Raw genomic sequence first — 20,284 nt, 5'->3', positions numbered from 1 at the left:
GCGCCATCAGGGTGAGCGGATCAGAGGCAGCTTTCCAGATAGGCCTGGTCGAAGCCGAACTGGCGGGCCTTTTCGAGGGTATAGGGGCGCAGGCCGGTCGAGCGGAATTCGCCGATGATCTTGCCGTCGTCGCTCTCGTCGAGATACTCGAACTTGAACAGCTCCTGCGTCACGATCACGTCGCCTTCCATCCCGATCACCTCGGTGATGTTGGTCGTGCGGCGCGAACCGTCGCGCAGGCGCTTGACCTGGACGATGAGGTCGACCGATTCCGCGATCTGGCGCGAGATGGCTTCCTTGGGGATCTTGATGTCGCCCATCAGGATCATGTTTTCCATACGGCCGAGGCACTCACGCGGGGAGTTGGCGTGAAGCGTGCACATCGAGCCATCGTGGCCGGTGTTCATCGCGGCGAGGAGGTCGAAACACTCCGCGCCGCGGATTTCGCCGAGGATGATGCGGTCAGGACGCATACGCAGGGCGTTCTTCACGAGGTCGCCGATGGTGATCGCGCCTTGCCCTTCGAGGTTCGGTGGGCGGGTTTCGAGCGGTAGCCAGTGCGGCTGCTGCAGGCGAAGTTCGGCGGCGTCTTCGATGGTCAGCACGCGCTCGCCCGGATCGATCATCTTCGACAGGGCGTTGAGCATGGTGGTCTTGCCTGAACCGGTACCGCCCGAGATGACCACGTTCATCCGGCAGGCGCCCGCGATCTTGAGCGCGGTGGCCATCTTGTCCGACATCGAGCCGAAATCGCGCAGCATGTCGATCGTGATCGGCTTCTCGGAAAACTTACGAATCGAGATTGCCGTGCCGCGCAGCGAGAGCGGCGGGACGATCACGTTGACGCGGCTGCCGTCCTTGAGGCGGGCGTCGGCCAGCGGCGTGGTCTGGTCGACGCGGCGGCCGACCTGGTTGACGATGCGCTGGGCGATCTGGAACAGGTGTTGCTCGTCGCGGAAACGGATCGGGGCGAGCTGGAGCTTGCCCTTCTTTTCGATGTAGGTCTGCTCCGGCCCATTGACCATGATGTCCGAGACGTCGGGGTCGTTGAGCAGCTCTTCCAGCGGGCCGAAGCCGAGCAGTTCGTCGATCAGCACCTTTTCCAGCGCGAACTGCTCGCGCCGGTTGAGGGTGATCTTCAGCTCGGCCAGCACCTCGAGGATGATCGGGCGGAATTCTTCCGACAGCTCGTCCTTGGACAGCGTGGCGGCGGCTTCCGGGTCGACGCGTTCGAGCAGGCGGGGAAGCACCTGCTCCTTGATCTTGTGAACCGAGGCCTCGAAGCCCTCGGCCTCGTACTGGTTGTTGACCACGGTATTGGCGCGGTCGGCCAGCCGCGACATGGCGTCGTTCTTGCCGTCGAGCGATCCGAAGCCGGGCAGGCCCTCGGCCATCTGCGGGACCTGCGGAAAGGCCTCAGTCGGCATCGGTGGCCGAGGAGAATCGACAGAGGGCGGGGCAACCGACGATTTCATCGGCCGGGCAACGCCAAAGGAAGGACGCGCTCCGGGGCTCATGCCGCCGACCCCGTTCTTCCGTCCGAATGCGCTCATGATCCGTATTTCCCCGTCATTTCAGACCCATAGACTAGGCGGACCGCGCTTCGCCGTGGGCTCGACGGCTCAGGTATATGGTTGAAACTTTGAAAACTTCCTAAATGCGCGTGGCTTGCGTTGAAGGGCGGGGCGCTCGCCGCGTTCGGCCGGCCTGCGCAAAATCCCTTGCTGGGGTCTATGCGGCTGGTTCACCACTTGGTGGGTCTGCGACAGGGAACTGAAACAGCACGGAAGGGGCGGAATCGTCAGGATGGAAACGGCGCACCACGGCACCGAGCGGCGCGGCCTGATCCTGGCGCTGCTGGGCTTCGCCACGCTCTCGATCGGCGATACCATCGTCAAGACCATGGCCGGGCAATGGGCCGCCAGCGCGGTGACCGCCTGCCGCTATGCCTTCGGCGCGCTGGGCCTTGCCGCGCTGGTCGCTGCGCGGGAAGGGGTGGGGGCACTGCGGCCGGTGCGTCCGGCCCTGCAATTGCTGCGCGGGGTGAGCGTGGCGGTGGCGACCATCGGCTTTGCCGGCGCGGTGTTCATCATGCCGCTCGCCGATGCCACGGCGATCGTCTTCGTCAGCCCGATGCTGACCGGCCTGCTTTCCGCGTTGTTCCTCGGCGAGCCGGCACGGCGCGAGACCTGGATCGCTACCGTCGCCGCCTTTGCCGGGGTCCTGGTGGTGCTGCGGCCTAACCTGCTGGCACTGGGCCCCGGCGCGCTGCTGCCGCTGCTGACGGCGGGCGGGATGAGCCTGCTGATTATCGGCAACCGCGCCCTGGTGGGGAGCGCTTCGGCGCTCGCCCAGCAGTTCTACGCGGCGGTTGTCGCGGCGCCGGTCCTCGTCGCCATCGCGGTGGCCGGGGCATTCAGCGATTTTGCGCCGATGGCGGTCGGCGTCCCGTCGCCCTCGGTCGTGGCGCGCTGCGCGATCGTGGCGGTCACGGCGACGACCGGGCACTGGCTGATCTACCGCGGCACGGTGCTGGCCGGAGCCGGCGCGGTGGCGCCGATGGCCTATGTCCAGATCCTCGTCGTGGCCCTGCTGGGCTGGGCCGTGTTCGGAAATGTCCCCGCGCCGCTCAGCGTGGCCGGCATGATGATGATCGTCGGTGCCGGGCTCTACCTGTGGCGCGCCGGCCGGATGCGTGAGCCGGTCGAGGTGGAGTGAGCGGGGAAGGGGAGCCTGCTGGCTGTGCCGCCGCCCTGCGCGGTCGCCCGGCCCAGGCCGGGTTTCTCGGCTGGATCGCGGGCAAACCGCGGGATTTCGACGCGCCGACCCGAACGCCGGGGCGCTGGCGGTAAACAGGCCGTTTACCAACAATCGGAAACCCCGGGAAACCACCTATAGTTAAATAGGTCGCACCCGGCGGGCTGCCTGCCGGGCCTGTCGGTTGCTTGGGTGAGTCGGTGGAAAATTCATTGTTCCGACATTTTCCGTGGCGCTGGGCGCTCTACTGGTTGGTCGCCCCCAACCTGGCGATCGTGCTGATGTGGCCGTTCGGCGGGCCGCCGATGGGCAAGCCGATCCTGATCGCCGGATGCTTTGGCCTGATCTTCTCGCAGGCCCCCTGGCTGTGGCTGCGCCGGACCTGCGGGATGTTGCTGACGCTGGGCATGGTGACCTTCTACATCGCCCGCAATTTCAACATCGATCCCAGCCAGATCGCCTTTGCTCCCACTTATTTTTCCGAGGCTTCGCCGCTGCGCTCGGCCCAGTTCGGGCTGGGCGTGGCCGCGGTGCTGGTCTCGCTCGGCATCGTCTGGACCTGCGTTCCGCGCGTCCAGCGCTTCGCGATCCCGATGAACTGGCTGATGGGCTTCCTCGCCGTGACCGGGGCGATGCATTTCGATACCTATGCCACGGCGGCCACGCGCGGCACCTATGATGCGATCTCGGCCCCGGTAAACCTGTCATCCGCGGTCGAAACCAGCGGTCACAGCCAGCCCCGCGCCGATCGCCGCAACCTGGTGGTGATCCTCGTCGAAGCGCTGGGCATGCCGAATTCGCCCGTCACTCGCCGCCTGTTCGAGGCTGACTGGGACCGTCCCGAATGGCGGGCCCGCTACAACGTCAATCGCGGCACCGTCCCCTACTACGGGTCGACGACCAATGCCGAGATGCGCGAACTGTGCGGGGTCTGGTCGCTGAACCAGGTCGCGGACTTCAGCAAGACCGACTGCCTGCCCCGCCGTTTCGCCCGCGCCGGCTATGAAACCACGGCGATGCACGCCTTTACCGGCGAATTCTTCGGCCGCGCCACATGGTGGAAAGAGGCGGGCTTCGATCACACCCTGTTCCGCGAAAAGCTGGTGCAACACGGCGCGCGCATTTGCGGCGGCGTTTTTCCCGGTGCCTGCGACGAGGACGTGCCCGGCCAGATCGCCGCCGGCCTGAAGCGCGCCGTCCGGCCCCAACTGGTCTATTGGGTCACGCTCAACTCGCACCTCCCGGTGGTCGAGGCGCCCGACCTCGGCACGGACAACTGCACCTTCGGCGGGCCGGAACTCGCCGAGCAGAGCGACCTGCTCTGTCCGCTGTTCCTCGTCCACCACCGCCTGGCCGACGCGATCACCCGCATGGCGCTCGATCCGACGCTGCCGCCGACCGACATCCTGATCGTGGGCGATCACATGCCGCCGTTCTTCCAGCGCGACGCCCGCGCTCAATTCGAAGGGCATGAGGTTCCGTGGGTCCTGCTGCAGGCCAAGGGCGGCAGCGCCCCGCGCGCCGTCGCAACGAACCTCTCCCGCTGAGCCGCGCCCTGTGGCATGGCAGGCCATGCGCCTGCCTTTCCTCATTCTCACGACCGCCCTGCTTTGCGCCGTCCCGGCTCCGCTTGCCGCCCAAAGCGCGCCCAAGCCGCCCCGTCCCGCCACCGGCCCGGCTCTGCCGGAGTGGCTCGCCGGCAATTGGTCGATGGAGGACGGCGCGCTCTGGGCCGAGGAAATCTGGACCAGCGCGCGCGGCGGGATCATGCTCGGCATCGCCCGCCAAGGCTTCGGCGCCAATCTCGAGAGCTGGGAGATGCTGCGCATCGCGGTGAAGGGCGGGGCCCTGGTGCTCACCCTCCAGCCGAGCGGCGGCGGCACGGCGATCGATTACCCGGCGGTCCTGACCTCCGCCGAATCGATCGAATTCGCCAACCCCTCCGCGCGCGAACATCAGCGCATCCGCCTGTGGCGCGCCGGCCAGCTATTGATGAGCGAGACCTCGCGGATCGACGGCAGCGATCCGGCGCGGCTCAACTTCCGCCCGGTCGCCACCGGGGAATAGGGTGATCTGGATAAATCGGCATCGTCATTGCGAACGACCATAGGTCGCGCGGCAATCCAGGGCAGTTGCCGAACGCCGCCCTAGATTGCCGCAGGGCCTCGCCCCTCGCAATGACGAGCGTTTCAGATCAGGCGCACGGCGCTGTAGGCAACAAAAAAGGCGGCCCGGAAGGCCGCCTTCGTTGTTCTTGCCGGGGAGGCGGTTCAGCCTTCGACGTGCTCGGCGAGTACCGTCAGGCCCTTGTCGCCCACTTCGGCGAAACCGCCGGAGACGACGATTTCCTCAGGGGCCGCGCCGGCCGACCTGTAGATCTTGAGCACGCCGTCCTTGACGGTCGACATGAACGGCGCGTGGCCTTCCAGCACGCCGAATTCGCCTTCGGAGCCGGGAACGACGACCATGTGGACCTCTTCCGAGCGGACGAGGCGAGCCGGGGTGACGAGTTCGAAGTGGAGGGACATGTCCAGCCTTTCGGTCTCCCCGGGCCGGGCCCGGGGAGCAAGATCAATCAGGCGTCTTCAGCCAGCTTCTTGGCCTTGGCGACCGCCTCGTCGATGCCGCCGACCATGTAGAAGGCAGCTTCGGGCAGGTGGTCGTATTCGCCGTCGACCACCGCCTTGAACGAGCGGACGGTGTCTTCGATCTGGACGAACTTGCCGGGGATGCCGGTGAAGACCTCGGCGACGTGGAACGGCTGGCTGAGGAACTTCTGGATCTTGCGCGCGCGCGCGACGACCGTCTTATCCTCTTCGCTCAGTTCGTCCATGCCGAGAATGGCGATGATGTCCTGCAGCGACTTGTACTTCTGCAGGGTTTCCTGGACGCGGCGGGCGGTCTCGTAGTGCTCGGCGCCGACGACGCGCGGCTCGAGCACGCGCGAGGTCGAGTCGAGCGGGTCGACCGCCGGGTAGATGCCGAGTTCCGAGATCGCGCGGTTCAGCGTGGTCGTCGCGTCAAGGTGCGCGAACGAGGCGGCCGGCGCCGGGTCGGTAAGGTCGTCCGCGGGGACGTAGATCGCCTGGACCGAGGTGATCGAGCCCTTGGTCGTCGAGGTGATGCGCTCCTGCAGCGCGCCCATGTCGGTCGCCAGGGTCGGCTGGTAGCCCACGGCCGAGGGAATGCGGCCGAGCAGCGCCGACACTTCCGAACCCGCCTGGGTGAAGCGGAAGATGTTGTCGACGAAGAACAGCACGTCCTGGCCTTCTTCGTCGCGGAAGTATTCGGCCATGGTCAGGCCCGAGAGGGCGACGCGGGCGCGGGCGCCCGGGGGCTCGTTCATCTGGCCGAACACCAGGGCGACCTTCGAGCCGTCCGGGGTCGGGTTGCCGTCGGCGTCCTTGGCGATAACGCCGGCGTCGAGGAATTCGTGGTAGAGGTCGTTGCCCTCACGGGTGCGTTCGCCGACGCCCGCGAAGACCGACACGCCGCCGTGGCCCTTGGCGATGTTGTTGATCAGTTCCTGGATGAGCACGGTCTTGCCCACGCCGGCGCCGCCGAACAGGCCGATCTTGCCGCCGCGCGCGTAGGGCGCGAGCAGGTCGATGACCTTGATGCCGGTGACCAGGATCGCCGCATCGGTCGACTGGTCGATGAATTCCGGGGCCTTGGCATGGATCGGGGCGGTCTTTTCCGCGCCGACCGGGCCGCGCTCGTCGATCGGTTCACCGATGACGTTCATGATGCGGCCGAGCGTCTTCGGGCCGACCGGAACCGAGATCTGCGCGCCGGTGCTGGTGACCGGGTTGCCGCGGGTCAGGCCGTCGGTCGCGTCCATCGCGATGGTGCGGACGGTGTTTTCACCGAGGTGCTGGGCGACTTCGAGAACGAGGCGGTTGCCGTTGTTGTCGGTCTCCAGCGCGGTGAGGATGGCGGGGAGTTCGCCGTCGAAGGTCACGTCGACGACGGCGCCGATGACCTGGCTGATCTTGCCGGTAGAGGTGAGCACGGTGGCCATTTTGGTTTCCTTGCCTGCTGTTTCGTCGTCGTCAGAGCGCTTCGGCGCCAGCGATGATTTCAATGAGTTCGGTGGTGATCGCGGCCTGGCGGCTGCGGTTGTACTGGATCGTGAGCTTGTTGATCAGATCGCCCGCGTTGCGCGTCGCATTGTCCATCGCGGTCATCGAGGCGCCCTGTTCGGATGCGGCGTTCTCGAGCAGCGCACCGAAGATCTGCACGCGCAGGTAGCGCGGCAGCAGCTCGACCAGGATGGTTTCCTCGTCGGGCTCGTATTCGGTGACGGCATCGGCCTGGACCGCCGCCGTGGGGGCGGGGACGGGGATGATCTGCTGCACGGTCGGCTCCTGCACCAGGGCCGAGCGGAATTTCGAGTAGAACAGGTGCGCCACGTCGAACTTGCCCGCCTCGTACATGGCGATCAGTTCGTTGGCGATCTTCTCGGCCTCGTTGAAGCCGGCCTCGCGCACGGTGGTGGTGTCGAACCCGCCGACGATCGCCTTCTCGAAGTCGCGCCGGATCTGGGCGCGGCCCTTGCGGCCGACCAGATAGAACAGGACGGTCTTGCCCTGGGCTTCCAGTTCGGCGGCCTTGAGCTTGGCGGCCTTGACGATGTTCGAGTTGAACGCGCCGCACAGGCCGCGGTCCGAATTGGCCACGACCAAGAGGTGTACGGCATCGGCGCCGGTGCCGGCGAGCAGCTTGGGCGAGGAGCCGGACACGGTCACCTTGCCGGCAAGGCTGGCCATCACCTGGGCGAGACGCTGCGCATAGGGGCGCGCGGCCTCGGCGGCGGACTGCGCCTTGCGCAGCTTGGCCGCGGCGACCATCTGCTTGGCCTTCGTGATCTTCTGGGTCGACTTGACCGAGTTGATCCGGCCCTTGAGTTCCTTGAGCGAGGCCATGACGGCTCCCTACTGGCGGCCGCCCCGGCAAGCCGGAGCGGCGCTTGTTCTCAAAACCTTACGCGAACTGCTTGGCGAATGCGTCGAGCGCCGCCTTCACCGCGGTCTTCGGGCCATCGCCGAAGTCCTTGGTGGTGCGGATCTCGGCCAGCACGTCGGCGTGCTTGTCGCGCATGAAGCTGAGCATCTCGGCTTCGTACTCGGTGACCTGCGAGACCGGGATGGCATCGAGGTAGCCGTTGGTGCCGGCGAAGATCGAGACGGTCTGCTCCTCGAACGACAGCGGCGAGAACTGCTTCTGCTTGAGCAGCTCGGTCAGGCGTGCACCGCGGTTGAGCAGCTTCTGGGTCGAAGCGTCGAGGTCCGAGCCGAACTGGGCGAAGGCCGCCATTTCGCGGTACTGCGCCAGCTCCAGCTTGATCGAGCCGGCAACCTTCTTCATCGCCTTGGTCTGGGCCGCACCGCCGACGCGCGACACCGAGAGGCCGACGTTGATGGCCGGGCGGATGCCCTGGTAGAACAGGCCGGTTTCAAGGAAGATCTGGCCGTCGGTGATCGAGATCACGTTGGTCGGAATGTAGGCCGAAACGTCGCCCGCCTGGGTTTCGATGACGGGCAGCGCGGTCAGCGAACCGCCGCCGTTGTCGTCGTTCATCTTCGCGGCGCGCTCGAGCAGGCGGCTGTGGAGATAGAACACGTCGCCCGGATAGGCTTCGCGGCCCGGCGGGCGGCGCAGCAGCAGCGACATCTGGCGGTAGGCGACGGCCTGCTTGGAAAGGTCGTCGTAAACGATCACGGCGTGCATGCCGTTATCGCGGAAGAATTCGCCCATGGTCGCGCCGGTGTAGGGCGCGAGGTACTGGAGCGGAGCTGGTTCCGAAGCGGTCGCGGCCACGACGATGGAATATTCCATCGCGCCGTTCTCTTCGAGCTGGCGGACGATCTGGGCCACGGTCGAGCGCTTCTGGCCGACGGCGACGTAGATGCAGTAGAGCTTCTTCGACTCGTCGGTGCCGGCGTTCGCTTCCTTCTGGTTGATGAAGGTGTCGATCGCGATGGCGGTCTTGCCGGTCTGGCGGTCGCCGATGATCAGCTCGCGCTGGCCGCGGCCAACGGGGACGAGGGCGTCGATCGCCTTGAGGCCGGTCTGGACCGGCTCATGCACCGACTTGCGGGGGATGATGCCCGGAGCCTTGACTTCGACGCGCTGGCGGCTGGCGGCCTCGATCGGGCCCTTGCCGTCGATCGGGTTGCCGAGCGCGTCGACCACGCGGCCGAGCAGGCCCTTGCCGACCGGCACGTCCACGATGGTGGCGGTGCGCTTGACGATGTCGCCTTCCTTGATCTCGGCGTCCGAGCCGAAGATCACGACGCCGACGTTGTCGGCTTCGAGGTTGAGGGCCATGCCCTTCACACCATTGGAGAATTCGACCATTTCACCGGCCTGGACCTTGTCCAGCCCGTGGATGCGGGCAATGCCGTCACCCACCGAGAGCACGGTGCCAACTTCCGAGACCTGGGCCTCGGTGCCGAAGCTGGCGATCTGGTCCTTGATGACCTTCGAGATTTCTGCGGCGCGGATATCCATTGTGACTAAGCCTTTCAGCCTTTCATCGCCTGCGCGAGGGAATTGAGACGGGTGCGGATCGAGCTGTCGATCTGCTTGCTGCCGATGCGGACCACGAGGCCGCCAAGCAGGTCAGGGTCGACGCTCGTCTTGAGCTTGACGGTGCGGCCTTCACGCCCTTCCAGCTTCGCGGTGAGCGCGTGGAGCTGGATGTCGGTGAGGGGGTGCGCGCTGGTGACCTCGGCGGTCACTTCGCCGCGGTCGGCGGCGGCGATCGAGGAAAAGGCGCGGATGATCTCGGGCAGGGCGGCGAGGCGGCGGTTGCCGGCGAGCACGCCGAGGAAATTGCGGGTCAGCGGCGAAAGGCCGAGCACGCCGGCGACAGCGTCGATCGCCTTGGCGGCCGCTTCACGGCTGATCTTGGGGTTGCGGACGAGGCCGGCGAGATCTTCCGAGCCGGCGAGGGCTTCGCCCAGCTTCTCCAGATCGCCTTCGACCGCCGAGACCAGGTTCTGCTCGCGAGCCAGGTCGAAGAGCGCCGATGCGTAGCGCCCCTGCAAGCTGGCCGTGATGCCGCCGGAATTCTCCACGCGCGTCAAATCCTTCTTAAACGGGTGCCGTCAGCCAGTGATGGGCCGACGGGTGTCGGGCAGTGCAATAGCGGGCCCGGCGACAGACCGGCCCCCCTGTCGACGGGGGCGCGCCTAGCAACGAACGTCCCGCGATGCAAGGTCGTGGACGCATATCTACGACCAAGGGAGAATTCCGGCCCTTTCGCCGTTGCAACCGGGTCACAAGCCGGCGGCCGCGATGATGGCCGGGGCCGGGGGATTCGCGCGGCGAGGACCGCTCAGCGCGCGGGGCTGCAATCGTAGACCAGCCGTTCGTTGGGTTGGGCCGGGAGCGAGGCGCGCGAGGCGGCCTGGGAATCGCCGAGGCGCCGCGCCGCCTCCTCGCCCGCGCCGCAGGCCGGGGCCGGATCGCGCGCGCGGTCGGCGCGGATCTTGCTCATCGTGTCCTGGTCGAGCAGGAATCGGTCCTCGCGGTAGGTGTGCGTGGCGGGATCGTAGGAGGCGATGGTCGCCGTGTCTTCGCCCTGCGGCGCGACCAGCCGCGACCAGCCTTCGCCGCCGAGGCCGAACTGGGTGCGGCCATTGGCGCAGCCGTCGCCCCGCCAGGTCAGCGGCACGTCGGTCGTGGCCGAGACGGTCACGCGGCTGCGCTGGGGATTGAACACGCAGGTCATGGTCGTCTCGCCGGCCGGGCTTGTGGCGGCGGGAGCCGGGGCCGGGGCGCCCTCGTCCTGCTCGGCCACGATTTCCTTCGCCCGCGAATCGATCCCGGCGATCGAGGGCCGGGTGAACCAGGCCGCGGGCGAGAGAATCAGCAGCACGGCCGACAGGGCGCTGCCGATCTTGCTGTCGCGCTTGCGCCCCTGCTGGGCCAGCCAGATCGCCGCCGCCCCGCACAGGATCGCAAGGATCAGCGACAGGCCGGCGAGGGCAAGGTGATTCTCGCGCGAGACGATCACTTCCATTTCGGCCTGGCGGGTCGCCGCCTGCAGCCGGGCATCGCGCTTGTCCGCCTCGAGCCGCTGCTGCTCCTCGGTCTGGGCGCGGGCGCCGGCCTGCCGCTCGCGCTCGGCGGCATCGAGCTCGGCCAGGCTGCGGCAGGGCTCGCCGGTGGTGCGGGCCGTGACCCCGGCGTTGAGCAGGAAGCGCGTCATCTCGCGCATCGAGACGGCGAAGTAGAATTCCGAATCGGCGCTGGTGTCGGAAACCGTGCCGAACGAGTTGGTCCCGATGACCCGTCCGCAATTGTCGAGCAGCGGACCGCCCGAATTGCCCGAGCCGATCGGCGCGGTGTGCAGGATCGTCTCGAACCCCTTCGATGAACGCCCGGCCGATACGGCGCCGCGCGTCTTGACCGGGGCGACCGGGCTCATCAGGTCGGCCGGGTTGAGCCCCTGCGCCTGATCGACATTGCCCGGATAGCCCACGGCATAGACGTCCTCGCCATCGGTCACCGCCCCGGTGAACAGGGTGGCGGGTGAAAGCGCGCCCTTCTCGGTCAGGCGCAGGAGGGCGAGGTCGTTCTTCGGGCTGAACGCGACGATCTTGGCGAAATAGCCGCTCTTGCCCTGCGAGGGGACGATGCCCACGCTCATCGAGCTGTCCTCGGCCAGCGGGGCGACGACGTGGGCATTGGTCAGGACGAGATCCGGCCCGACGGCAAAGCCCGAGCCGTGGCCGACCAGCGTTACCCCGCCAAGGCCCCGGTCGATCAGCACGACCCGCACGACAGAGCGCGAGGCGGCGGCGATGTCGGCCGGATCAGCCGCCAGCCGGGTCGGCGCGAAAGCCAGCGGCAGGGCTGCAAGCAGCAGGGCGGCAAGGACAAGGAAGCGCTTCACGGGGGCCGGACTAGCCATCAGAGGGGGTGACCGCAAGCGGTGCGGGTTTGACCGCAAGCGGCGGGACGCATTGCGCCGCCCGGCAAGGCATGATCGCGGCAAGATGTCTTGAGAGAGAAGCGAACTGTGCCATGCTGATGACCATGCCCGAAACCAGTGCCCCGATCGACGAGGAAGAAGCCTGGCGCGCCGTCACCGGGCGCGACCGGGGGGCGGACGGCCGCTTTGTCTTCGCCGTGCTCTCGACCGGGATATATTGCCGCCCGTCCTGCCCGGCGCGGCGGCCCCGGCGCGAAGGCGTGCGCTTCTTCGCCGATGGCGCGGCGGCGCGGGCCGCGGGCTTCCGCGCCTGCCTGCGCTGCCGCCCCGACGAGGCTGCGCGCGACGAGGCGGCCGTGCTCGCGGCGATCGCCCTGCTGCGCGAATCCGGCGAATCGGTGCCGCTGGCCGCGCTGGCCGAGCGGACCGGCTATTCCCCGGCCCATTTCCAGCGGCTGTTCGCCCGCCTCACCGGGCTCTCGCCCGCCGCCTATGCCCGCGCGCTCAGGCAGGAGCGCGCGGCGGAGGCGCTGAGCGGCACCGGCCGGGTGGTCGATGCGATCTACGAGGCCGGCTATTCGGCCCCCTCGCGCTTCTACGCCGGGGCGGACCGGCTCGGCATGGCGCCCTCGGCCTGGCGCGGCGGCGGGGAGGGCGTAACGATTCGCTGGGCGGCGGCGCCGACCAGCCTAGGCCCGCTGCTCGTGGCCGCGACGGACAAGGGCCTGTGCCGGGTTTCCTTTGGCGAGGGCGAGGCGGAGCTGCGCGCCCGGTTCCCCAAGGCCGTGCTCGAGACGGGCGGGGCGGATTTCACCACGCTGGTCGAGCAGGTCGTTGCCGCGGTCGAACGGCCCGCGGCCATGCCCCGCCTGCCGCTCGACGTGCAGGGAACGGCTTTCCAGCAGGCGGTCTGGCGGGAATTGCAGCGAATTCCGCCGGGCGAGACCCGGACCTATGCCCAGATCGCCGCCGCCATCGGCAAGCCCGGCGCGGTGCGCGCGGCGGGCTCGGCCAATGGTGCCAACCCGGTCGCGGTCCTCGTCCCCTGCCACCGCGTGGTGCGGGCCGACGGCAGCCTCGGCGGCTATGCATGGGGCGAGGAGATCAAGCGCGAACTGCTGCGGCGCGAAGGCGGCGGGTAAGAAGCGGGCTGGGCGCTGTCCCGATTCCGGTCGGTTGCGGTGTCTAGGGGATTATCCCGATTGAGCGGTTAGCCATGTCCCGGCAGGCTTGGGCGATGAAGCTCCTGTCCCGCCTGATCCCGATCGCGGCCCTGCTGCTGGCCGCACCGCTCGCCGCCGAAGACCTCCCGCCGGTTCCGCGCGAACTGCTCGGCCGTTCGGCGGTCGCCTGCGTGAAACTGGGGGAAGGGGGCGAGGTCGCCTCGGCTTACCTCGCCGTGTCGAGCGGTACGCCGGAGAGCGATGGCGAAATGCTCGCCTGGGTGCGCGCCCTGCGCTGGCAGGCAGCCTTCACCACGCCCGCCCCGGCCGGCTGGTTCGCCATGCCGCTGGCTTTTGGGGAAGGCGAACCGCCGCTGACGCCGACCCGGTGTGGGCCCGCATCAGCGACGTTTACCTGAAGGCTTAGCGGCCCCAATCTTAACGGCAGCGCACGTCCTGGCTCTGGTTCTGGTCGACCGACTTGCCGAGGAAAGCCCCCAGCGCGCCGCCGATCAGCGTCCCGGCTACGCGGTCGCGGCCGCCGTCGATCACGTTGCCCAGCGCCGCGCCGCCGATCGCGCCGATGACGAGGCCGGTCGTGCCGTCAGACCGCTTGCAGTAATAGCGTCCGTCGGAGCCGCGATAGATCTCGTCGTCGGGCGACAGGCGCCGCTCGGTATAGCGCGGATCGTCGCGGTAGTAGCGATAGGCGTCATAGTCGGTCGACGCCGGGGCGCGGTAGTTGCCATAGCCCCCGCCATAGCCCCCGCCGTAGCCGCCGCCATAAGCGCCGCCGCCAACGCCAACGCCGCCGCCATAACCCGGACCATCGCTGCGCGCCCAGCGGATGCCGCGGCTCAGGTTGTCGAGCCGGGCCTGCAGCGCGGTGGCATCACGGCGCAGCATGTCGAGTTCGTATTGCGCGCGGGTCGCCTCGCGGCGGTTCAGGCTGCCGTCGCGCAGGCCGCGGTCGATGCGCTGTTGCAGCCAGTCGATCCGCTGCTGCAATCCGTCGGGCGCGCCGCGCCAGAAGTCGGTCGAATAGCCGCCCCCGGCATAGGGCTGCGCGACAGCCGGCGCGGCAGCGCCGCTGGCAACAGTGGCGACAAGGGCGAATGCGCCCAGGATGTTTTTCGGGGTCATAGATGTCTCTCCAGCCTGTCGCGCGCACCCTGCCGCAGCGCGCGATCCTTTTTGACGCCGATCCGCCTGAACGCAGACCGAACCGCGCCTCGTTCCAGCTAAACGAAACGCACTTCAGACAAACGAGTAGGGATCGATGTCGATCCCGATCCGCACCCCTTGCGGAAAGCGCAGCGGGCCCAGCCAGTCGCGGATCGCCTTCTGCAGCTCGGCGCTGCGCCGGGCATTGATCAGCAGGCGGTAGCGGTAGCGCCCGCGCAGCAGGGCCATCGGTGCCGGGGCGGGCCCGAGGATCGCCACGTCGGGCAGGAGCGGGCGCACCCCGCCGATCGCGCGGGCCGCCTCGCGCGCCTCGGCCTCGTCCTCGCTCGATACGATGATCGCCGCCCAGCGCCCGAACGGGGGCGCCCCGGCATCGCGGCGGCTCTCGGTCTCGGCCGAATAGAAGGCATCGCGGTCTCCGGCGGCGAGCGCGGCGATCACCGGCGCGGTCGGATGGCGGGTCTGGATCAGCACTTCGCCGGGCTTCTCGCCGCGCCCGGCGCGCCCGGCCACCTGGGCGATCTGCTGATAGGTCCGCTCGCCCGCGCGCAGGTCACCGCCCTCAAGGCCAAGGTCGGCATCGATCACGCCCACCAGGGTCAGTTCGGGAAAGTGGTAGCCCTTGGTGACAAGCTGGGTGCCCACGATCACGTCGATCAGCTTGTTCTCGGCCGCCTCGACGAATTCGTTGATCTTCGCGGGCGTGTTGAGCGTGTCCGACGTTACCAGCGCGACCCGGGCCTCGGGAAAGCGCTCGGTCACCTCGTCGGCGATCCGCTCCACCCCGGGGCCGCAGGCGACCATGCATTCGGGCGTGGCGCATTCCGGGCAGGCCTCGGGCACCGGCACCTCGTGCCCGCAATGGTGGCAGGCGAGGCGGCGCGACAGGCGGTGCTCGACCAGCCAGGCCGTGCAATTGGGGCACTGGAAGCGGTGCCCGCAGTGGCGGCACAGGGTCAGCGGGGCATAGCCGCGCCGGTTGAGGAACAGCAGCGACTGTTCGCCCTTGAGCAGGCGGTCCTTCATCGCCTTGACCAGCCGGGGCGAGAGCCAGTGCTGCCGCTCGGGCTGTTCGATGCGCAGGTCCACCACCTCGATCGCCGGAAGCTCCGCGCCGCCGAAGCGGGCGGGCAGGGCAATCTTGCGATAGACCCCGGCCTCGGCCAGCTGCATCGATTCGAGCGCGGGGGTCGCGCTTGCCAGCACCACCGGGATGCCTTCGAACTTGGCGCGGATCACCGCCACGTCGCGCGCATTGTAGCGCACCCCGTCATCCTGCTTGAACGAGACCTCGTGCGCCTCGTCCACCACGATCAGCCCCAGCCGGGCATAGGGCATGAACAGGGCCGAGCGCGCGCCGACAACCACTTGCGCGTCCCCCGAAACGATCGCCCGCCAGGCCCGCCGCCGCTCGCTCGACTTGAGCGAGGAGTGCCACAGCACCGGCGCCACCCCGAAGCGTGCCTCGAAGCGGCGCAGGAAATTCTCGGTCAGCGCGATCTCGGGCAGCAGGATCAGCACTTGCCGCCGCTGCGCCAAGGCCTCGGCCATCGCCTCGAAATAGCACTCGGTCTTGCCCGAGCCGGTCACTCCGTCGAGCAGGAACGGCTGGAAGCCCCCTTCGCGCACGGCGGCAACAAAGGCATCGGCTGCCGCCTGCTGGTCGGCTGAAAGGTCGGGCGCGGCATGGCTCGGGTTGGCCTTGGGATAGGGCCGGTCAAGGTCGACCGTCACCGGCTCCAGCAGGCCGGCGCCGACCATCCCGCGCAGCACACCTTCGGAAACCCCGGCCTTTTCCGCCAGTTCGCGTATCGTTGCCTGCTCACCGTGCAGCGCGTCCATCGCCGCGGCGCGCTGCGGGGTAAGGCGGGCCGGTTCCTCGCCGGTCAGGCGGTATTCCGTGGTCGTGCCGCCGCCCCTCAGCGCCGCGGTCGAGCCCAGCGCCATCCGCGCGACCGCCGCCGGAGAGGCGCAGTAATAGTCCGCCGTCCATTCGATCAGGCGGCGCAGCGGCGCGGAGAGTGGGGGCACCGGCAGCACTTCCAGCAGCGGGCGCAGCTTGTGCTCCGGCACGTCGCCCGCCTCCAGCCGATCGGGCTCCCATACGATGCCCAGCACCTGCCGGGGGCCGAGCGGCGCGATCACGATCGAGCCGGGCTCCACCGCCATGTGTTCGGGCACCCGGTAATCGAGCGGGCCGAGGGCGGCGTTGAAGACAAGAAGGCGGGCGCGGCGCATGGGAAGCGCCTATATGGAGTGAGTGGCCGCGACGCGACAGGGGAGGGCTTGGGTTTTATCCCCGGACGCGCCTATAGGCCGTGAAAGGAATCACCCCTCGCTGCTGGGAGCCGTCCCGTGAAGTTCTTCGTCGACACCGCCGACACCGCCGAAATCGCAGACCTGGCCGCCACCGGCCTGCTCGATGGCGTGACCACCAACCCCTCGCTGATCGCCAAGTCTGGCCGCGATTTCCTGGAAGTGACCAAGGAAATCTGCGGGCTGGTCGATGGCCCCGTCAGCGCCGAAGTGGTCGCGCTCGACCATGCCGGGATGATGCGCGAGGCGGAAATCCTCCGCAAGATCGCCGACAATGTCTGCATCAAGGTGCCGCTCACCATCGACGGCCTGAAGACCTGCAAGGCGCTGACCGGCGATGGTTCGATGGTCAATGTCACCCTCTGCTTCTCGGCCAACCAGGCCCTGCTCGCGGCCAAGGCCGGCGCCAGCTTCATCTCGCCCTTCGTCGGCCGTCATGACGACAACGGCTTCGACGGGATGGAGCTGATCCGCGACATCCGCCTGATCTACGACAACTACGCCTTCTCGACCGAGATCCTCGTCGCCTCGGTCCGCCACGGCGTCCACGTGCTGGAAAGCGCCAAGATCGGCGCCGACGTGATGACCGCGCCGCCCGCCGTCATCAAGGGCCTGTTCAAGCACGTCCTGACCGACAAGGGCATCGAGGGCTTCCTCGCCGACTGGGCGAAGACCGGCCAGAGCCTCTAAGGCCAGAGCCTGTAAGGCCGCAGTCAGGCTTGGTCCGGGCGGGTATGCGTAAATATCTCTATCCCCGCTCGGCCTGAGCTTGTCGAAGGCCGCGCACTGACGCTAGCCTCACGGAACAATGGCCGAAGAATCCCCCCTCGACAGGTTCAAGTCCGCGCTCACCGGCGCCAGCCGCGCGATTTCGGGCGATGCCGAGCTTGATCTGGTCTGGACCGGTGACGGCCCGGCGCTGACCGGCCATACCCTGCGCGTCCCGATGCCGGGGCGCGGCCTGCCGCGCGGCGCGGCGGCGCAAGCGCGCGGGGTGGCGGACAGTTTCGCCCTGCGCCTGCGCCATCACGACGAAAAACTCCACGCCCGAAATGCGCCGACCGAAAGCTCGGCACGCGCCTGTTACGACGCGGTCGAACAGGTCCGCTACGAAGCGCTCGGCGCGCGCGATTTCTTCGGCATGCGCGGCAATCTCGATGCCGCGCTGACCCAGCGGATCGGCACCGACCCGATCACCCGCGCCTCCCGCGCCGACGAGGTTCCGGTGCAGGCCGCGCTTTCGCTCCTGCTGCGCGAGCGGCTGACCGGGCAGGACGTGCCCGAGGCGGCGCGCGGCGGGGTCGAACTGGTCCGCCGTTGGATTGAGGCCAAGGCGGGCAAGGACTTCGACGCGCTGGCCGGCGCCCTCGAAGACCAGCGCGCCTTCCAGACCCTTGCCCTCGGCATGCTCCAGCACCTCGAACTGACCCGGACCGAGGAGATCGAGCCCGAGCAGACCGACACGACCGATCAGGACGGCGAGGAAGAGACCGAGGACGACGAGGACGGCGGCGAGGCCGGCGAGGATCAGTCCCCCGCCGAAATGGCCGCCCAGCCGACTCCCGGCGACGATCAGGGCGGCGAAAGCGGCGAGGGCGAGCTCGACGAGGAGATCGACGACGGCGAAATGGCCGAGGACGGCGAGGAAGGCATGTTGCCGACCCGCCCGAACCGGCCGTGGACCGACTTTCCCGCCGATTTCGACTACAAGGTCTATACCGACAAGTTCGACGAGATCGTGAGCGCAACCGAACTGTGCGACGAGGAGGAGCTGACCCGCCTGCGCTCCTATCTCGATGCGCAGCTCAAGGGTCTGCAGGGCGTGGTCACCCGCCTCGCCAACCGCCTCCAGCGCCGCCTGATGGCGCAGCAGAGCCGCTCATGGGACTTCGATCAGGAAGAAGGCCTGCTCGATGCCGCCCGCCTTGCGCGGATCGTCGTCTCGCCCGGCCATTCGCTGTCCTACAAGCGCGAGCGCGATACCGAGTTCAAGGACACGGTCGTCACCCTCCTGCTCGACAATTCCGGCTCGATGCGCGGGCGCCCGATCTCGATCGCGGCGATCAGCGCCGACGTCCTCGCCCGCACGCTTGAACGCTGCGGGGTCAAGACCGAGATCCTCGGCTTCACCACCCGCGCGTGGAAGGGCGGGCAGAGCCGCGAGCAATGGCTGCAATCAGGCAAGCCCGCGCACCCCGGCCGCCTCAACGACCTGCGCCATATCGTCTACAAGAAGGCCGACGAGCCCTGGCGCCGCGCGCGCAAGAACCTCGGCCTGATGATGCGCGAGGGCGTGCTCAAGGAAAACATCGACGGCGAGGCCCTGCTCTGGGCCCATTCCCGCCTGCTGGCGCGGCAGGAAGACCGCCGCATCCTGATGGTCATCTCCGACGGCGCCCCGGTCGACGATTCGACCCTCAGCGTGAACTCTGCGGGCTACCTCGAACAGCACCTGCGCAAGGTGATCGAGTGGATCGAAAAGCAGAGCCCGGTCCAGCTCGTGGCCATCGGCATAGGCCACGACGTCACCCGCTACTACCGCCGCGCCGTGACCATCATGGACGCCGAACAGCTCGGCGGCACGATCATCGAACAGCTCGCGGACCTCTTCGAGGAAGAGTAATTCCACTTGCGCATTTCCCCTGAGCTGCGCCAAATACGCGGCAGGGGGACAAGGATGCGGTCGAAGATATTCGGACTGCCGCTGCTCATGGCTGCGGTTCACGGGGCTTGCGTCACTGCCCAGCCGATTTCCCCCGCAGCATTGGCGGAGAGCGCCGCGCCCGTGCCCGCGCCGACCCCGGTGCCGTCAGGCCCCGCCATCCCGGCATTGACGCCGCTGGTCCTCCGTTTCGAGGCGGAGATGAGCAGCCAGACCAGCAAGACGGGCGAGCATTTCCCGATCTCGCTCGCCGAACCGGTCCTGCTCGACGGCAAGGTCGTCGTCCCTGCCGGGGCGCTCGGCGAAGGCGAAGTGATCCATGCCAAGAAGAGCGGCGGCAGCGGCGCGGCGGGCGAACTGGTCCTGGCCGCGCGCTGGCTCGACGTGAACGGACGCCACCTGCGCCTGCGCTCGCTCAAGGCGGCCGTGGCCGGGAAGGACGCGATCCACCAGGTCGATGCCCTCAACGCGGCGAGCGTCATGGCGCCCTTGCCGATCGGCCTGCTCGGCTTTGCGATCAGCGGCGCCAAGGCGGTCTATGCCAAGGGTTCGCTGGCCACGGCCAAGACGGCCGAAGCCTTCGCAATCGAACCAACCACAATTTCAGACGGCGCGCCGATGGTCGCCGCGCCAGAAAACAGAGGGGAAATGACTGATGGCAACTAACCGGAACAGGCTGGCTCGCGCCGTGCTTGCCGCCTCGCTGGCGCTTGGCGCCGCTGCGCCCGCCTTTGCGGCCGACAAGGCGCCGGTCGTGATCCCGCCGCCGCCGGCGGGCAAGGGCCAGATCGTGTTCTATCGCACCGGCACGATCATGGGCGCGGCGATGGGCTGTGCGGTCAACGAAAAGGGCCAGAAGATCAGTTCGCTGGGTTCGGGCCGCTACTTCATCCTGGTCACCGAACCGGGCCGCCACGAATACATGGTCAAGAGCGAGGCGAAGGATTTCCTCGCGCTCGAGGTCGAGCCCGATGAAACCCAGTATGCCCTGTGCAAGATCAAGATGGGCATCATGGCCGGCCGGCCCGATCTCGCCCCGTCGACCGAGGAGGCCTTCAAGGCCTCGCACACGGACCGGCTGGTCGATGCCGACGACATGGGCCCCGGGCCCGGCGCCCTTCGTCCGGATGAGGTGAAGGCTGCCCTTGCCGCGCAACCCGCCGCCCCGGCCGCAGTCGTGCCGGCCGCCGCCGAGCCTGCCGCCCCGGCGCCTGCTACCGCCCAGTAAACCGTGCAGGCAGGCGCGCGGCACCTCGC

Annotated in this window: 18 protein-coding genes; 9 read left to right on the top strand and 9 right to left on the bottom strand. The window is 68.3% G+C overall.

Features of this window, described 5'->3' with window-relative positions; genetic code table 11:
- Positions 1-20: 20 nt before the first annotated feature.
- On the bottom strand, positions 21-1,553 hold the full coding sequence (locus H7F51_RS05660) for a TadA family conjugal transfer-associated ATPase (RefSeq protein WP_185663236.1): 1,533 nt from the start codon (positions 1,551-1,553) through the stop codon (positions 21-23).
- A gap of 253 nt (positions 1,554-1,806) precedes the next feature.
- Between H7F51_RS05660 and H7F51_RS05655 the strand changes: the two genes are divergently transcribed.
- From H7F51_RS05655 to H7F51_RS05645, 3 genes are all read left to right on the top strand, one after another.
- Positions 1,807-2,718 carry a DMT family transporter gene (locus H7F51_RS05655; RefSeq protein ID WP_185663235.1) on the top strand — a complete coding sequence of 304 codons (912 nt, stop codon included), beginning with the start codon at positions 1,807-1,809 and terminating at the stop codon, positions 2,716-2,718.
- 251 nt (positions 2,719-2,969) lie between these two features.
- Entirely contained in the window at positions 2,970-4,304 is a 1,335-nt protein-coding gene (locus H7F51_RS05650) for a sulfatase-like hydrolase/transferase (protein ID WP_185663234.1), read from the top strand.
- 25 nt (positions 4,305-4,329) lie between these two features.
- A complete protein-coding gene (locus tag H7F51_RS05645; protein ID WP_185663233.1) occupies positions 4,330-4,824 on the top strand; it encodes a DUF6265 family protein in 495 nt (164 codons plus the stop codon).
- 203 nt (positions 4,825-5,027) lie between these two features.
- Here the strand turns inward: H7F51_RS05645 and H7F51_RS05640 are convergent, their stop codons facing one another.
- The 6 genes from H7F51_RS05640 to H7F51_RS05615 form a co-directional block, all read right to left on the bottom strand.
- The gene (locus H7F51_RS05640; protein WP_185663232.1) at positions 5,028-5,285 is read right to left on the bottom strand and encodes an ATP synthase F1 subunit epsilon; all 258 of its coding nucleotides are present in this window, start codon (positions 5,283-5,285) and stop codon (positions 5,028-5,030) included.
- A 47-nt stretch (positions 5,286-5,332) separates the two neighbouring features.
- The gene (gene atpD / locus H7F51_RS05635; protein WP_185663231.1) at positions 5,333-6,778 is read right to left on the bottom strand and encodes a F0F1 ATP synthase subunit beta; all 1,446 of its coding nucleotides are present in this window, start codon (positions 6,776-6,778) and stop codon (positions 5,333-5,335) included.
- Between the two features lie 31 nt (positions 6,779-6,809).
- On the bottom strand, positions 6,810-7,682 hold the full coding sequence (locus H7F51_RS05630; RefSeq protein WP_185663230.1) for a F0F1 ATP synthase subunit gamma: 873 nt from the start codon (positions 7,680-7,682) through the stop codon (positions 6,810-6,812).
- Between the two features lie 58 nt (positions 7,683-7,740).
- The gene (gene atpA / locus H7F51_RS05625; protein WP_185663229.1) at positions 7,741-9,270 is read right to left on the bottom strand and encodes a F0F1 ATP synthase subunit alpha; all 1,530 of its coding nucleotides are present in this window, start codon (positions 9,268-9,270) and stop codon (positions 7,741-7,743) included.
- A 14-nt stretch (positions 9,271-9,284) separates the two neighbouring features.
- The gene (locus H7F51_RS05620; protein WP_185663228.1) at positions 9,285-9,839 is read right to left on the bottom strand and encodes a F0F1 ATP synthase subunit delta; all 555 of its coding nucleotides are present in this window, start codon (positions 9,837-9,839) and stop codon (positions 9,285-9,287) included.
- A 260-nt stretch (positions 9,840-10,099) separates the two neighbouring features.
- Positions 10,100-11,662, bottom strand: a complete 1,563-nt coding sequence (locus H7F51_RS05615; RefSeq protein WP_343061223.1) for a S1 family peptidase — start codon at positions 11,660-11,662, stop codon at positions 10,100-10,102.
- A 137-nt stretch (positions 11,663-11,799) separates the two neighbouring features.
- Here H7F51_RS05615 and ada point away from each other — a divergent pair, with 137 nt between their 5' ends.
- Complete coding sequence (gene ada, locus H7F51_RS05610) at positions 11,800-12,843, top strand: bifunctional DNA-binding transcriptional regulator/O6-methylguanine-DNA methyltransferase Ada (RefSeq protein WP_185663305.1); 1,044 nt, start codon at positions 11,800-11,802, stop codon at positions 12,841-12,843.
- 95 nt (positions 12,844-12,938) lie between these two features.
- The gene (locus H7F51_RS05605; RefSeq protein ID WP_185663226.1) at positions 12,939-13,283 is read left to right on the top strand and encodes a hypothetical protein; all 345 of its coding nucleotides are present in this window, start codon (positions 12,939-12,941) and stop codon (positions 13,281-13,283) included.
- Positions 13,284-13,302: 19 nt separating this feature from the next.
- Here H7F51_RS05605 and H7F51_RS05600 read toward each other — a convergent pair whose 3' ends face one another.
- The gene (locus H7F51_RS05600; RefSeq protein ID WP_246447834.1) at positions 13,303-14,007 is read right to left on the bottom strand and encodes a glycine zipper 2TM domain-containing protein; all 705 of its coding nucleotides are present in this window, start codon (positions 14,005-14,007) and stop codon (positions 13,303-13,305) included.
- A 114-nt stretch (positions 14,008-14,121) separates the two neighbouring features.
- Positions 14,122-16,287: a primosomal protein N' gene (locus H7F51_RS05595; protein WP_185663225.1), complete on the bottom strand. Its 2,166-nt coding sequence runs from the start codon at positions 16,285-16,287 to the stop codon at positions 14,122-14,124.
- Positions 16,288-16,404: 117 nt separating this feature from the next.
- Here H7F51_RS05595 and fsa point away from each other — a divergent pair, with 117 nt between their 5' ends.
- The 4 genes from fsa to H7F51_RS05575 all read left to right on the top strand — a co-directional run bounded on the left by fsa (position 16,405) and on the right by H7F51_RS05575 (position 20,255).
- Positions 16,405-17,055, top strand: a complete 651-nt coding sequence (gene fsa, locus H7F51_RS05590; protein WP_185663224.1) for a fructose-6-phosphate aldolase — start codon at positions 16,405-16,407, stop codon at positions 17,053-17,055.
- Between the two features lie 118 nt (positions 17,056-17,173).
- A complete protein-coding gene (cobT, locus tag H7F51_RS05585) occupies positions 17,174-18,988 on the top strand; it encodes a cobaltochelatase subunit CobT (protein ID WP_185663223.1) in 1,815 nt (604 codons plus the stop codon).
- A 54-nt stretch (positions 18,989-19,042) separates the two neighbouring features.
- Positions 19,043-19,693: a hypothetical protein gene (locus H7F51_RS05580; RefSeq protein WP_185663222.1), complete on the top strand. Its 651-nt coding sequence runs from the start codon at positions 19,043-19,045 to the stop codon at positions 19,691-19,693.
- Positions 19,683-20,255: a hypothetical protein gene (locus tag H7F51_RS05575; RefSeq protein WP_185663221.1), complete on the top strand. Its 573-nt coding sequence runs from the start codon at positions 19,683-19,685 to the stop codon at positions 20,253-20,255. Before H7F51_RS05580 ends, H7F51_RS05575 begins: the two co-directional genes overlap by 11 nt.
- Positions 20,256-20,284 lie beyond the last annotated feature (29 nt).

Origin of the sequence: Novosphingobium flavum (genome assembly GCF_014230315.1) — a bacterium.
Classification (GTDB): domain Bacteria; phylum Pseudomonadota; class Alphaproteobacteria; order Sphingomonadales; family Sphingomonadaceae; genus Novosphingobium; species Novosphingobium flavum.
Note: the sequence above shows the minus strand (reverse complement) of the source record. Positions and strands in the feature narration are given on the sequence as shown.